20 protein-coding genes and 1 other annotated feature are annotated in these 14265 nt (G+C 35.8%); all 20 genes read right to left on the bottom strand.

Features of this window, described 5'->3' with window-relative positions:
* Positions 1–84 precede the first annotated feature (84 nt).
* A complete protein-coding gene (locus tag LWE_RS01175) occupies positions 85–1080 on the bottom strand; it encodes a LacI family DNA-binding transcriptional regulator (protein ID WP_011701080.1) in 996 nt (331 codons plus the stop codon).
* Between the two features lie 143 nt (positions 1081–1223).
* A complete protein-coding gene (locus tag LWE_RS01170; RefSeq protein WP_011701079.1) occupies positions 1224–2402 on the bottom strand; it encodes an RtcB family protein in 1179 nt (392 codons plus the stop codon).
* Positions 2403–2746: 344 nt separating this feature from the next.
* Complete coding sequence (locus LWE_RS01165; protein WP_011701078.1) at positions 2747–3352, bottom strand: class I SAM-dependent methyltransferase; 606 nt, start codon at positions 3350–3352, stop codon at positions 2747–2749.
* Positions 3353–3483: 131 nt separating this feature from the next.
* Positions 3484–3966, bottom strand: a complete 483-nt coding sequence (locus tag LWE_RS01160) for a DUF1307 domain-containing protein (protein ID WP_011701077.1) — start codon at positions 3964–3966, stop codon at positions 3484–3486.
* 23 nt (positions 3967–3989) lie between these two features.
* The gene (locus tag LWE_RS01155; RefSeq protein WP_011701076.1) at positions 3990–4652 is read right to left on the bottom strand and encodes a DUF1266 domain-containing protein; all 663 of its coding nucleotides are present in this window, start codon (positions 4650–4652) and stop codon (positions 3990–3992) included.
* A 96-nt stretch (positions 4653–4748) separates the two neighbouring features.
* On the bottom strand, positions 4749–5810 hold the full coding sequence (locus LWE_RS01150; protein WP_011701075.1) for a M56 family metallopeptidase: 1062 nt from the start codon (positions 5808–5810) through the stop codon (positions 4749–4751).
* A complete protein-coding gene (locus tag LWE_RS01145; protein WP_011701074.1) occupies positions 5803–6189 on the bottom strand; it encodes a BlaI/MecI/CopY family transcriptional regulator in 387 nt (128 codons plus the stop codon). Before LWE_RS01145 ends, LWE_RS01150 begins: the two co-directional genes overlap by 8 nt.
* Positions 6190–6367: 178 nt before the next feature.
* Complete coding sequence (gene rplL / locus LWE_RS01140) at positions 6368–6730, bottom strand: 50S ribosomal protein L7/L12 (RefSeq protein WP_011701073.1); 363 nt, start codon at positions 6728–6730, stop codon at positions 6368–6370.
* A 79-nt stretch (positions 6731–6809) separates the two neighbouring features.
* A complete protein-coding gene (gene rplJ / locus LWE_RS01135; RefSeq protein ID WP_003723030.1) occupies positions 6810–7310 on the bottom strand; it encodes a 50S ribosomal protein L10 in 501 nt (166 codons plus the stop codon).
* Between the two features lie 55 nt (positions 7311–7365).
* Positions 7366–7509, bottom strand: a sequence feature (ribosomal protein L10 leader region).
* A 48-nt stretch (positions 7510–7557) separates the two neighbouring features.
* Positions 7558–8247 carry a 50S ribosomal protein L1 gene (gene rplA, locus LWE_RS01130; protein WP_003726838.1) on the bottom strand — a complete coding sequence of 230 codons (690 nt, stop codon included), beginning with the start codon at positions 8245–8247 and terminating at the stop codon, positions 7558–7560.
* A 39-nt stretch (positions 8248–8286) separates the two neighbouring features.
* Positions 8287–8712: a 50S ribosomal protein L11 gene (gene rplK / locus LWE_RS01125; RefSeq protein WP_003718336.1), complete on the bottom strand. Its 426-nt coding sequence runs from the start codon at positions 8710–8712 to the stop codon at positions 8287–8289.
* A gap of 126 nt (positions 8713–8838) precedes the next feature.
* Complete coding sequence (locus LWE_RS01120; protein WP_011701072.1) at positions 8839–9309, bottom strand: Imm63 family immunity protein; 471 nt, start codon at positions 9307–9309, stop codon at positions 8839–8841.
* Positions 9310–9364: 55 nt separating this feature from the next.
* Positions 9365–9898: a transcription termination/antitermination protein NusG gene (gene nusG / locus LWE_RS01115; protein WP_011701071.1), complete on the bottom strand. Its 534-nt coding sequence runs from the start codon at positions 9896–9898 to the stop codon at positions 9365–9367.
* A gap of 128 nt (positions 9899–10026) precedes the next feature.
* Entirely contained in the window at positions 10027–10206 is a 180-nt protein-coding gene (secE, locus tag LWE_RS01110; protein WP_011701070.1) for a preprotein translocase subunit SecE, read from the bottom strand.
* 19 nt (positions 10207–10225) lie between these two features.
* Positions 10226–10375: a 50S ribosomal protein L33 gene (rpmG, locus tag LWE_RS01105; RefSeq protein WP_003728079.1), complete on the bottom strand. Its 150-nt coding sequence runs from the start codon at positions 10373–10375 to the stop codon at positions 10226–10228.
* A gap of 103 nt (positions 10376–10478) precedes the next feature.
* On the bottom strand, positions 10479–11084 hold the full coding sequence (locus LWE_RS01100) for an RNA polymerase factor sigma-70 (RefSeq protein WP_011701069.1): 606 nt from the start codon (positions 11082–11084) through the stop codon (positions 10479–10481).
* An 80-nt stretch (positions 11085–11164) separates the two neighbouring features.
* A complete protein-coding gene (locus LWE_RS01095) occupies positions 11165–11677 on the bottom strand; it encodes an NYN domain-containing protein (protein ID WP_011701068.1) in 513 nt (170 codons plus the stop codon).
* Positions 11678–11679: 2 nt separating this feature from the next.
* Positions 11680–12435, bottom strand: a complete 756-nt coding sequence (gene rlmB, locus LWE_RS01090) for a 23S rRNA (guanosine(2251)-2'-O)-methyltransferase RlmB (RefSeq protein WP_011701067.1) — start codon at positions 12433–12435, stop codon at positions 11680–11682.
* Complete coding sequence (locus LWE_RS01085) at positions 12435–12845, bottom strand: Mini-ribonuclease 3 (protein WP_011701066.1); 411 nt, start codon at positions 12843–12845, stop codon at positions 12435–12437. Before LWE_RS01085 ends, rlmB begins: the two co-directional genes overlap by 1 nt.
* A gap of 3 nt (positions 12846–12848) precedes the next feature.
* On the bottom strand, positions 12849–14264 hold the full coding sequence (gene cysS / locus LWE_RS01080) for a cysteine--tRNA ligase (protein ID WP_011701065.1): 1416 nt from the start codon (positions 14262–14264) through the stop codon (positions 12849–12851).
* Position 14265 lies beyond the last annotated feature (1 nt).

Genomic DNA, 14265 nt, shown 5'->3' with positions numbered 1-14265 from the left:
TTTAAGCGGTTTCATATATCGTAAAAATAATACCAATTATCAAGCAAAATGTCAACCGTTTTCATAAAGACTATAAGAGAAACTTTATTTGGTAGTTTCCCTTATAATTAATTTTGTTTCGAAGTTTGGTGCAATTGGTATGTTTGTTCCTTGTAAATTAGCTAATAAAACTTGCGCCGAAAATTCCCCAAGTTCTTTTATTGGCTGTTCAATCGTAGTTAATGCTGGATTTAACACCTTAGCGATTGGCTGATTATCAAAACCTATAATTCCTAAGTCTTCTGGTACTGAAATCCCATATTTTTTTGCGGCATATAAAATTCCAGCCGCAACTGTATCTCCATTTGAAAAAAAGGCATCCGGAATCGTAGTTTTATCTTCTAAAATTTTAGTAAGTAATTTTTCCCCATCTTCAATTGTTAATAACCTTTCAAAATATAATGATTCATCAAAAGAAAGACCATTTTCTATTACAGCTTGTATAAATCCTTTAAAACGATTATCATTTTTATTTTTTATACCACCTGTGCAATAGGCAAGACGCTTATAACCACATTCAATTAGATAATTCGTTGCTTGATAAGCCGCTTTCGTTTCATCAATGTTAATAATTGCTAAATTTTCATTTCCTAAGTAACGATTACAAAGAACGATTTTGCCACTTTCAACAAGAGCTTTAATTTCTTCTGTATCATTCTCTAAGTTGGCCATAATCAAACCGTCTAGTTGTTTCTTTTGCAACATTTCAATGAATTGCAATTCTTTGGCAGGATTTTCTAAAGTCTGCAACATGACAACTTGAAAACCTTCGCGAGATAAATAACGTTCAATTGCATCTACAAGATACGCAAAAAAAGGATTGGTAATAAAAGAAATAACAACACCAATCATCTTAGTTCCTTGCCCTCGAAATTGTTGAGCAATGTTATTAGGATAATAATTCAATTCTTTCATCGCAGCAAAGATTTTCTTTTTTGTCTTATCCGAAACATTTGGATTACCATTGATTGCTCGAGAAATAGTAGTTATTGAATAACCCGTTTTTTCTGCTACATCTCCAATTTTCGTCACTTTACTCATATATATCTCCCTAATATTCCAAAATCACAAATACTTCTTTATTATATCAGATTACAGAAAAAGTTAGAACTTATTTCCTTACCCAATTGCGTTCTCATGCAAAGAAGAAGCGGCATTGCACAATATCTGCCACTTCTTCTCGGTTATGCTTTAAAGTTGTATAAAGGTTTGATTATTTCTTGAATTTCCATTGTGTCTTCAACATCAGCAAGTAATTGTCGGGCAGATTTGTATGCTTTTGGCGCTTCATCAATTGTTTTTTTAGAAACGGAAGTAGTCCAGACATCTTTCATTGCCTTCTGATAACTTTCTAGACTGATCTGCGCTTTAGCATTAGAACGACTTAACATTCTTCCTGCCCCATGCGGCGCCGAGTAATTCCAATCTGGATTACCTTTCCCAGTTGCTAGAATACTCCCATCACGCATATTCAGCGGCACAATAATTTGTTCACCTAACTGAGCTGAAGTAGCACCTTTTCTAAGCATATGATTATTAATATCGATATAATTATGAACACAATCAAACGATGAAATAACCGCTTTGTCCCACTTCATCGCTTTTAAAATTATTTGCGCCATCACATAACGATTGCGAGCTGCAAATCTTTGTGCAATTTCCATATCATTCAAATAATGTTCTAAATCCGAACCAGTTACATAAGATAAATCATAATCTAGCTTTACTAATTCACGATCACTCATAAAATCATTAACCATTTTTAAGCTTCCTGTTTTTTTCGCTTTAGTTGCAGCCACTTTTAATTCTTTACGCAAACCATCTAATTTTTTATAAGCGACTTCTTGATGATATTCCGCGATTTCCTTCCCAAGCACCCGGCTTCCACTATGAATTACAAGATAAATTCCATCTGACCCTTGATTCACCTCAATAAAATGGTTCCCGCCACCGAGCGTCCCTATACTCCTAGATGCCCAGCCGCGATGAATTGGAGCAATGACGCCATCCAAATCAAAATCATCAATAGCTTTGTCATGCGTCCTACTTCCTGATGGAACACGTTCACGAATAACTTTATCCAATTTATCAAAACTCATTTTTAATTTACCAGGTTTTAGTTTTACTACATATAGACCGCAGCCAATATCTACTCCAACTAAATTAGGAACAATTTTATCTTGAATCGTCATCGTTGTTCCAATCACGCAGCCTTTACCACCATGAGTATCAGGCATGATTCGAATCTTGCTGTCCTTCACAAACGGCTGACTACAAAGAGTAATAATTTGTCCAATCGTATTGTCATCAATATTGTCTGTATAAACTGTTGCTTCGTTATATTTTCCTTTTAATGTTAGCATTTCTATTCCTCATTTTCTGTTTAATAGAGAAATGAAAATCCTCACTTCTCTTCCTAGCTGTTTAAATTACTCAGTTTTCCCTCTGTCATTTGACTCACTTCTTTCTTCTGTTTTTAAGTATAAAAAAAGTCCCTCAATCAAGAAAGATTGAAGGACCTAACTTTTAACGAACGTAACCTTGAAAAGACGCGGAATTATTATGCGCGAACGTTAAAGAAAAACCTATTATCTTCATTCTTGATTGGTTGTTTTTTTCGAGTATTTTTCTCATTCTAAGCATATCCCTCAGTCCTTTCTTAGTAAAATGTATTTCTATACTAGCACATTCCCAAAGTTCACACAACTTAATTCTTAATACTTCTAAAAATAAAGTAACCTTTATCCTTTGTTACCGTCTCTACATTTCCAAAAACTTCTTCCATTTTCTTTTCCGCAGATGGACCACCTTGTTTTTTTTGAATAACAATCCAAAGTTCCCCGTTTTTTCGTAAATGAGCAAATGCCCCTTCCAAAATAGCATGAACCACCTTTTTACCAGCACGGATTGGCGGATTACTAATAATCGCCTGGTAATCTGTAGCTGTTACGTTATCATACACGGAGCTTTCATATATATGTGTGTTCGAGATTTTATTTAGCTCTGCATTTTCTTTTGCAAGTTCAAGCGCTCGTAAATTGACATCCACCATTTCAATCTGGCTCTCAGGAAATTCTTTGGCAACTGTTAACCCCATCGGCCCATAACCACAACCAACATCCAAGATTTTCCCTGATTTCTCTTCTAATTCAAACGCCTCAATTAATAATTTCGAACCAAAATCAACGGTATTTTTTGAAAACACACCATTATCGCTTGTAAAATTCATATTAAATCCTTTTAATAGCACTTGCCATGTTTTTCGGTTGTGCTTTATTGTTTCATCATTTGTGTAGTAATGATTATTCGTCAAATGCCGCACCTTCCTTTCACATCTCTAGTTATTTTAGCATAAAACCTTACTGCAAAATAGCTATAATTAAGATAAAAGGAATTAAAAAATAGAATCTCTAGCCAAAGAAATTCTATTTCCTATTTTTAAAACTATTTTTTAGTAAAACCTTGTGCTTCAAATTGTTCTACCGTGTCTTTATAGCTCACATTTTTTGGATCGGTTGTTCCGACTAGTAAAGAACCAACCGCATCTTTATCTGCTTTGTATAAATCAACAGACATATTGAGTTCCATGCCATCATCCGTAAATTTCGTTTCAAGCGATGTCCCTTTACCATCTTTATAACCTTTATACTGCGAAGTTACTTGTTCTTCTAGTTGTTTTTTCGTCGCGTCGTCTACTTTTACGCCTTCTTCTAAGCCAAGATAATCAAGTGGGTACACCATTTTTTGGTCTACTTTTCTTACATTATCACCTACATGTGAAAAAGTAGCTTCTAATTTGGCACCTTGTAAATCAGCCACATACGTATCTTTTTCCATTTTTTCATCACTCGCAGCTTGATCATTTCCACAAGCCGTTACTAAGAGTGCCATTAATAAAATCCCTACTAAACTTAATAATTTTTTCATGTTTTTTGTAAACTCCCTTTTTGTTAATCTTTTAGTTGATATTTATTCATTAAACTCGTTGAATCCTTTTTCATTTTGATATAGGATTCACATGCACTGCTATACCAACTTGTATCTAATCCTTCTTGCCCATTTAAATAACTGACCATATAATCATCCCAATTATCAAAATGCGCCTCTGTATCTTCCTGCAATTGTTTCAAGAAACTCCATGCTTGTTCTTCTGTGAGCAAGTTTAAAGAAAAACAAACACGTACAATATAACCTAATCTGTCAATATCAAAAGCGCCATAAGTTTTTACTTTGCTGGCAGCATCTATTAAGTCACTTCCATCAAAATCATACTTTTTAGCTGCTTTAGTTAACTCTTTAATAACCTCTCTAGTTGTATCCGGAGTAACTTCCTCGTAAAAATCATTTGCTTTAATCCAACTTGATATAACTTCTACAGCGGACTGAGAGTCAGTAATCCCAAACATTGGAAGCCAATATTTCATCGTTTTACCTTCACTTTTTTTCGGATAAAAGAGTTTCAGCATTTTGTGCGAACCATCTAATTTTGTTGTAATTCCATGTTTACATTCCGTACTAGGTGCACCTATGCAAAGCAATTTTTCTTTATCGGGTGAAAAAGTATTAAAATCATTGTACTCACTTGGTATAACAGCTTGTTTTCGACCGAACATGTAATTCCCCCACCTTTTTTAGTATTATTTATGCATTTTAATTCTACATTTTGTAGGCTTAAAAGTCAATATCTTACACAAAAAAACTTCCCTCAATTAACGAGAGAAGTTATTTGTATTTTTATCTTTCTTAATTATAATGGATTTGTTCTTTTCTTTAGTGAATATTTCTGTTTGAAACAAACTAAATATTAGACCTACACTACATAGTGCTATCAGAAAAATAGGTAAAATTGTGTTATTATTTTTTGCTTCCTTTTGATAATTTGCAATGAATGTAAGCCTTTCTTTTAACTTTTTAGTATTTTCGTGAAGTGAAACGGCTACGGATGATTCTTTATAGTTTCCTGATTTTGCAAGCGAAGAGAGTAATGTATCTCCATAACCCAAATATTTCTCTTTTGGCAGGGTAGCTAAAACCGCTTCGTCACAAGCTAATTCACGATCAATTTGGATTTGTTTATTCATAAGATACACCAGAGGATTGAACCAATAGATACAAACGAAAAATTGAGCAATCCAGACATAATACATGTCTTTTCGTTTACAATGTATTAACTCGTGTCTAAGAATATATTGAAGTTCCTCTTCAGAAAAAGATTTATCAGGTAACACTATAACATTTCGCTTGAATCCTAAGAAAATAGGTGAAGAAATTAGTGGATTAATCATCAGTTCAACTGATTTTTTAATATTTAATTCATCTATAATCTCCCCTAATTGATCAAGTTGCTCCAAATTATTTACTTTTTGTGCGCCTGAAAAAACATATTTTTTAAAATTTCGATAAGAAGCGATTCTGTAAATAAAAATAAGTAAAAATATTACCAACCAAATTACCCATAAATAATCGAGTAATGTCATCCAAAAAGCAACTTTAGCATCTCTTTCTACAAAAATACCATTGTTATCAAATACAACTGAAGTAGCTCCTTCTAAACCGGTTCCTTTTCCCCACATAAATTCATTATTTTTTGTTGGCGTAAAGAAAATAAATGAAAAAGGTATTGTTAAAAAGAGAAAAACAACAAGCCATAAATAATAGATTTTTTTCTTACTTAAATAGCGATTAAATGCTTTTCCAAATATCCATATACATGGTATTAACACTAGTGAAGTGAGGGCCATGGATAAGACCATCTTAAGCAGTTCATTCATTAGGTGACTTCATCCTTTTCCAAAATTGTTGTAAATCATCAAGTTCATCCGAAGAAATTAAGTCATTCTGTACTAAATTCGTGATTAATCCTTTTACATCCCCCTCATAAATCTCTTCTAAAAATGTTTCTGTTTGCAGTTCCAAATATTCATTTTCACTAACAAGTGCATAATATTCATTTTTACGTCCAATTTTTTTAACTCGAAGTAAATTTTTTTCAACTAAGCGTGCTAAAAAAGTAAGAATGGTGTTTTTCTTCCATAATACTTCTTTTTCACTAAGTTTCATGGCAACATCTGAATACTGAACAGCTCTGCCGTATTCCCAAATTATTTTCATGATTTCTAGTTCAGATTTCGATATAGCTTTAATTGACATGTATAAACCTCCAGAAAACTAACTAACTCACTTACTAATACTAGCATGTAACGGCAATAAAAAAAAGCCTTCTAAAGGATTATTTCCGACTTCATTCCTTTAAAAATGCTTATTTAATGATCTTTATATTTTAATAAATAAAGACCTTAGATAGCTAGTATCTAAGGTCTTAACAAAATTACTTAACTTCTACGTTAGCGCCAACTTCTTCAAGTTTAGCTTTGATTTCTTCAGCTTCTTCTTTAGCAACGCCTTCTTTAAGAGCTTTAGGAGCGTTGTCAACTAATTCTTTAGCTTCTTTTAAGCCAAGACCAGTGATTTCACGTACCACTTTGATAACTTTGATTTTAGAATCTCCAGCAGAAGATAATTCTACAGTGAATTCAGTTTGCTCAGCAGCACCGCCACCAGCAGCAGCTACAGCTACAGGAGCAGCAGCAGTTACGCCAAATTCTTCTTCGATTGCTTTTACTAAATCGTTAAGTTCTAATACAGATGCTTCTTTTACGGAAGCAATGATTTCTTCAATGTTTAAAGCCATTTTGAAATTCCTCCAATTAATATAATTTTTTCGGATTTAACCGAGATTTGTTTGTAGGGTTCCCCCTGGGTAAAACAGATTATGCTTCTTGTCCTTCTTTTTGGTCAGCAACAGCTTTAGTAGCGATAGCAAGACCGCGAACTGGAGCTTGAAGTACGTTGCAAAGCATAGATAGCAATCCTTCGCGTGATGGAAGTGTTGCAAGTGCTTTAATTTCTTCAAGAGAAGCAACTTTACCTTCAATAACACCGGCTTTGATTTCTAGTGCTTCATGATCTTTAGCGAAATCGTTAAGGATTTTCGCAGGCGCAACTACGTCTTCATTACTGAATGCGATTGCGTTAGGACCAGTTAGAGCTCCTTCTAAACCTTCGTAACCGTTAGCTTCAACAGCACGGCGAGTTAGTGAGTTTTTGTAGACTTTAAATTCAATACCAGCATCACGCAATTGTTTACGTAATTCAGTGATTTCGCCAACGTTTAAGCCGCGGTAATCAACAATTACTGTAGACGCACTAGCTGATAATTTTGTTTTAATTTCTTCTACTGCACTTTGTTTAGCTTCAAGAACTTTACTCATTTTTCCACCTCCGTCCAACAATTAAATCTAATTAAACAGATACAAGTTCTGTTTGATCAGCAACAAAAAACCTCTGACACCGTAGACGCCAGAGGTTTTTGTGGAATGCACACGAATGTACACTTCAAAAGAAATCCCTCGGGTGGCAAATTTAAGCGGTAAACGCACCAACTGTCTACGGTAAGGATATTTGATTGTTTCAACTAGCCTATCTTATCAAAAGAAAAGAGGCTGGTCAAGTTAAATTTTATAAGCTAGCTGGGTCAACTTTGATTCCAGGTCCGAAAGTAGTTGTTACGGAAAGATTTTTCACGTAAGTACCTTTCGCAGCAGCAGGTTTTGCTTTTTGAAGAACGTCGTTTACAGTACGGAAGTTTTCTACTAGTTTAGCAGCATCAAAAGATACTTTACCGATTGCAGCGTGGACATTACCAGCTTTATCAACACGGTATTCTACTTTACCAGCTTTAATTTCGTTAACTGCTTTAGTTACGTCCATTGTTACTGTACCAGTTTTAGGGTTTGGCATTAAACCTTTTGGTCCAAGGACACGGCCTAATTTACCAACTTCACCCATCATGTCAGGTGTAGCAACGATAACGTCAAATTCAAACCAACCTTGGTTGATTTTTTCAACGAATTCAGATTCACCAACGTAATCAGCTCCAGCAGCCTCAGCTTCTTTTGCTTTTTCACCTTTTGCGAATACTAATACGCGTTGAGTTTTACCAGTACCGTTTGGTAGTACAACAGCACCACGGATTTGTTGATCTGCTTTTTTAGGGTCAACGCCAAGACGGAATGCTACTTCAACAGTTGCATCGAATTTAGCGAAGTCAATTTTTTTAGCAAGTTCTACTGCTTCTTCTGCAGTGTAAACTTTGTTTGCATCAATTTGTTTTAAAGCATCTTGATACTTTTTGCCTTTCTTAGCCATTTCTTTTCCTCCTTAATTGTCAAATTGTGAAACACACGATTAATCTTGGATAGTGATACCCATAGAACGTGCAGTACCTTCAACCATTAGCATTGCAGATTCAACATTTGCAGCGTTAAGGTCTGGCATTTTTGTTTCAGCAATTTCCTGTACTTGAGCGCGAGTTACAGATGCAACTTTTGTTTTGTTTGGTTCACCGGATCCTTTTTCCACTTTAGCTGCTTTTTTAAGTAATACAGCTGCTGGTGGAGTTTTAGTGATGAACGTAAACGAACGGTCTTCAAATACAGTGATCACAACAGGAATAATAAGACCAGCTTGATCGGCTGTGCGAGCATTAAACTCTTTACAGAATCCCATGATGTTTACGCCAGCTTGACCTAATGCAGGTCCAACTGGAGGTGCAGGATTTGCTTTACCTGCTGGAATTTGAAGTTTAACTTCTTTAATCACTTTTTTTGCCACGAGACATACCTCCTTAAGTCCGTGATGTGGTTGACTGGGGCTGATATTTCCCCTCCCACGTTAAAAAATACGTCAAAAACGTACTTATATATGATACCATCTTAAACATTCTGTTGCAAGACTTTTTTAAGATTCTATTTTAAATTGCATGGACTCTTTATCGAAATATACATTTTGATTTTTACGCCATAAGTTCAAATATGTTGTGTAGCCTTGCGCAGCCTTATCTATCCAGGCTGGATTAACTTTTTGTAGCAATTGCAATGTTTTTTCAAAAGCGATTTTACGGGTGTCCGTTTCGAGGATGTTGTCATCACGTTCTATATTATCTTTTCGGTGGCGAAGTTCAAATTCCATTCCCATATACCAACAAATATGAAGAAAAACCTCGTATTTAAATTCTTCCAAATCTTTTGTTTTGAATTCACTGTTACGCAAGCCGCGTTCATAACCGTATAACATATATCCATCTTGTTCGTTATAGTCCATGCAAAGTTCACCGCTGCCTGGGCCATTACGTAAAAACAATGGAAAATCGAGTTCTAAAAAGCCCGCTTCTCGTTTAAAATCAAAATATATCTGCTTAGCTTTGTCCATTTTGTCGCCTCCTTACCAAAAACAACCTCCACAAATAATGTAGAGGTTGCAAGTTTTAAAGTTTTTCGATTTGGTTGAAATCAACTTCAACTGGAGTTTCACGTCCGAACATGTTAACCATGACTTTCGCTTTACCTTTGTCGTTGTCCATTTCGTCCACTTTACCAGAGAAATCAGCGAATGGTCCTTCTTTGACCATAACTGTTTCACCAATTTCAAAGTCAGCTTCGGCACGTTTTTCAACCATACCCATGCTTTTCAGAATACGCTCTGCTTCTTCTGGAAGTAATGGTGTTGGTTTTGATCCTGAGCCTGATGAACCAACAAACCCAGTAACACCTGGAGTATTACGTACAACATACCAAGAATCATCTGTCATGACGATTTCCACTAAAACATAACCAGGGAATACTTTACGTTTAATTGTTTTTGTTTTACCATTTTTTACTTCTGTTTCTTCTTCTTCCGGTACGATAACGCGGAAAATTTTATCTGACATGCCCATTGATTCTACACGTTTTTCTAAGTTTGCTTTGACTTTATTTTCATAACCGGAGTAAGTATGAACAACATACCAATTCTTTTCCATTGTTTAGTTGGCAGCAGCCTATTTTGCCGCCATCCTCCTTTTAGTATAATCCAAAATAAAAAACCCGAAAGTTGTACGGGTTTTGTCTCAAGTAATAGTATATCATTATCTTTGTAAAATTCCTAGCACTACATGATAAGTTTAATAATTTGTTCAATACCGAAATCAATTAACATAAAGAATAAAGCAAATAAAATTACTGTAATAACTACTGTTACTGTGTATGTTAAAAGCTCTTTTCTAGTTGGCCATGTAACCTTATGCATTTCGGATGAAACATTCCGAAAGAATCTTGCTATTGCAGACATACCAAAACCTCCATATCGTCTATTTTGTTTCTCGATGTAATGTATGTTTATTGCAGTGTCGACAGAATTTCTTCACTTCTAAGCGAGTTTCTTTCTGCGTCCCGCTAACATTGACTGTATAGTTTCTTGAACCACACTCAGAACAAGCGAGGGATGTTTTCTTCTTCATAAATTATCTCAACTCCGCAATCATTAAATATGCCATGCCAAAAAATAGGCACATTTCATCCATATAAATATAACACTTGGCTCTTGGCTAGTCAATTATTTTTTTATTCGAACTGCTTCATCATTTTCTTTTTCACTCGTTGCAAAGCATTATCAATTGCCTTCTCTTTTTTATTAAAGAAAAGAGCCATTTCTTGATAACTTTTACCTTCTAAATATTGTTTTAACACTTCTTTTTCAAATTCGCTTGTGACTTCCTCTAGCTGACGTGCTACATGTGTTAAATCTTCATTTTTGATTAAAAAGTCTTCAGGCGTTTCAGCTTCTTTTTCGGATATAACATCTAATAAAGTCCAGTCTACATCATCCTCAGCCATTGGTGTATCTAATGAAACTGAATTATTTAATGGAATGTTTTTTTGTCTGGACGCGCGTTTCACCGCCGAAAGAAGTTGCCTATTTATACACATTTCTGCAAAAGACCGAAAAGAAGCTTCTTTTGTTTGATCATAATCACGAATTGCTTTAAAAAGACCAATCATTGCTTCTTGGATTAAGTCATCTCGCTCTGCACCTTGTAAAAAATATTGAGTAGATTTCCAATAAATCACTGACTGATACTTACTGAAAAAATACTCTAACGCTTCGGTATCACCGCTTCTAGCTAGTTCAAGCATCGCCATTTCTTCTTGATTTACTGAATTATTCACTAGACTAATCGGCTCCTTTTCGACAGGATTTCTGCTTTAGTTGCTTTATTATACATAGTCAAAAACTTACCGTCAATCCCTTAATCCTCGCCTCTTCTCCACTTTTCAAGCTGAGAAATAATATCAGAATCTAGATTAAGGTTTGATTTTGGCATTTTCTCCTGAATTCGTTTAATTTTCTTCTCAATTTGTTTACTCATTTCTTGAATTTCAAAAAGTAATTCTCGAGAAGAAATCCGAAGCGCACCTTGCCCAAAAATAGCCCATTGCTCCGTATAATCGGATGTCGCTACAATAATTTGGGTTCGCGCGTTTTTCCATTCAATTGCCTTTTGCTCAATATATTCATCCGCCGTTTCATCTTCATGTGTAAAAACCACTTCCACTTGATGTTTTTTACTTTTTCGTTTCACACCACGAACAAACTGCGCATCAAAAACGACAACAACCCGATAACCGGTGTAACTTTGATACTCCGCCATCCATTCAATCAATTTATCTCTCGCCGCTTCCAAATCACGATCTTTTAAGAAACTAAGTTCTGGCCAAGCCCCAATCACATTATACCCGTCAACAAGCAGAATTTGTTCCATCTTTATTTCTCCAGTGGGAAACGTTTCCGATAAACTTCATATAGTAACAAACTGGCTGCAACAGAAGCATTAAGCGATGTAACTTTTCCACGCATTGGTAAATGAACTAGGAAATCACATTTTTCTCTAACTAAGCGGCTCATACCGAACCCTTCACTACCAATAACAATAGCAAGTGGCATATCTACATCCATTGTCCGGTAATCGCTGCTTCCTTTAGCATCTGTTCCAAAAATCCATAATCCGCGTTTTTGCAACTCTTCCATCGTCCGCACCATATTCGTCACACGAACTACTGGAACATACTCCATCGCCCCAGTACTAGCTTTTGCTACAGTTTGCGTTAATCCTACAGCGCGACGTTTCGGGATAATAATTCCATGAGCACCAACAGAATCTGCTGTACGCATTATGGATCCTAAGTTATGTGGATCTTCTAGCTCATCTAGAATAATGAAAAACGGCATTTCATCTTTTGCTTCGGCAGCCGCAAATAAATCATCAAGTTCAGCATACTGATAAGCTGCCACTTGCGCTGCAACACCTTGATGTGCGCCACTCACTACTTTTTCAATCTTTTGCTTTGGCACAAATTGGACTTGGATTTTGCGTTCTTTAGCCAGCGTTAATACTTGTTTTAACACGCCTTTTTGCGAACCTTCTTGTACGTATATTTTATGGATATCTCTTTCGGATCGTAACACTTCAAGGACGGGATTTCTTCCACCAATCCATTCTTGCTCATTTTCTTGTTCCATTAATTGTTTTCCACTCCTTTTTCAACTATTTCTAGTGCCTTTTCCATCCATTCTTGAAGACGTCTCATGTCACCTGCTAAATAAAGATAACCAAGAACCGCTTCAAAAGAAGTAGACATGCTATATGTTCCAGGATCAGTATTTTTAGGCACGGTATATGATTTAGCATTTCGACCACGCTTGGCGATTCGATCTTCTTCCTCTGTTAAAAAGCCTTCCGCAATCATCACTTTAAGCGCCATAGCTTGTCCTTTTGCAGATACAAATTTTGTTGCTGTTTTATGCAGTTGATTCGGTTTCGTCTTGCCAGCAGCAAGTAAATATTCACGGATAAATTTCTCATACACCGCATCTCCCATATAAGCAAGCGCGAGGCCGTTAAGTTGTTTGTATTCCTTCACTTCTGCCATTATTTACCCCCGTCTAAACCGCGTGCCTTGCGCAGTGTCTTCCAAAATAATATTTTTTTCTTTTAAAATATCTCGAATTTCATCCGCTCTTGCAAAATTACGTTCATTTCTCGCTTGCAGGCGTTCTTCAATTAATGCTTCTACTTCACTATCATCTAACGAATCGGTTTGCGTATTTTCTAATTTCAAACCTAATACTTCAGCGAACAAACGCATCATACTTAAAAATTCACGCAAAACATTAATAGAAACTGTCTCTTTTGCAAGGTAAATATTAGCGCGTTTTGCAAGTTCATGGAAAGTAGTAATCGCGTTTGCTGTATTAAAATCGTCATCCATATCATCTTCAAAAGCTTGTTTTAATTCTGTCAGTTGTTCTAACCATTCATCTTCGTGTGCTTCCTCTACATATTCACCGTCATCTGTTTGAATACGGTGATCAATGTTTTGGTATGCAATCATTAGTCGTTCCAAACCATTTTTTGCATCCTCTAAAATAGCATCATTTAACGTAATTGGTTTACGGTAATGTACGGATAGCATGAAGAAACGAATCACATTTGGATCGTTATCTTTCAACACATCATGAAGTGTAATAAAATTCCCAAGTGATTTGGACATTTTTTCTCCATCAATATTTAAAAAAGCATTGTGCATCCAGTAATTTGCAAAAGTTTTCCCAGTCGCCGCTTCAGATTGAGCAATTTCATCCTCATGGTGAGGGAAAACTAAGTCTTGGCCTCCCGCATGAATATCAATGGTATCTCCAAGATATTTTTTCGCAAGCGCTGAACATTCGATATGCCAACCCGGCCGACCATTACCAAACGGACTCTCCCAGAAAATTTCATCTGGCTTAGCAGCTTTCCATAGTGTGAAATCAAGCTCATCTTGTTTGCGTTCATTATATTCAACTCGCGCCCCGTGTTGTAGTTCCGATAATTCTTGACCAGACAGTTTACCGTAATCTTTGAATTTTTTTGTTCGGAAATAGACATCACCAGCTGACTCATATGCATAGCCTTTTTCGATTAGCGTACTTATCAATTGAATGATTTCATCCATATTTTCCGTGACACGCGGATTCACGCTAGCTTTTGCCACATTCAGCTGATCAACATCATCAAAGTAAGCACCAATAAAGCGATCCGCCACTTCTGGAACCGTCAATTTTAGTTCATTTGCCGCACGAATTAATTTATCATCCACATCCGTAAAATTAGACACAAATTTCACATCATAACCACGATACGTGAAATAACGTCGAACTGTATCAAAAACAATGATTGGTCGCGCATTTCCGATATGAATGTAATTATAAACAGTTGGCCCACAAACATACATCTTTACTTCGCCATCTTTGAGCGGTTTAAAAGGTTCCTTCTCTCTTGTTAACGTATTAAATATTTGTATCGACAAT

Source organism: Listeria welshimeri serovar 6b str. SLCC5334, assembly GCF_000060285.1.
GTDB classification, from domain to species: Bacteria; Bacillota; Bacilli; order Lactobacillales; family Listeriaceae; genus Listeria; species Listeria welshimeri.
This window is presented reverse-complemented; position numbering and strand designations above follow the sequence as displayed.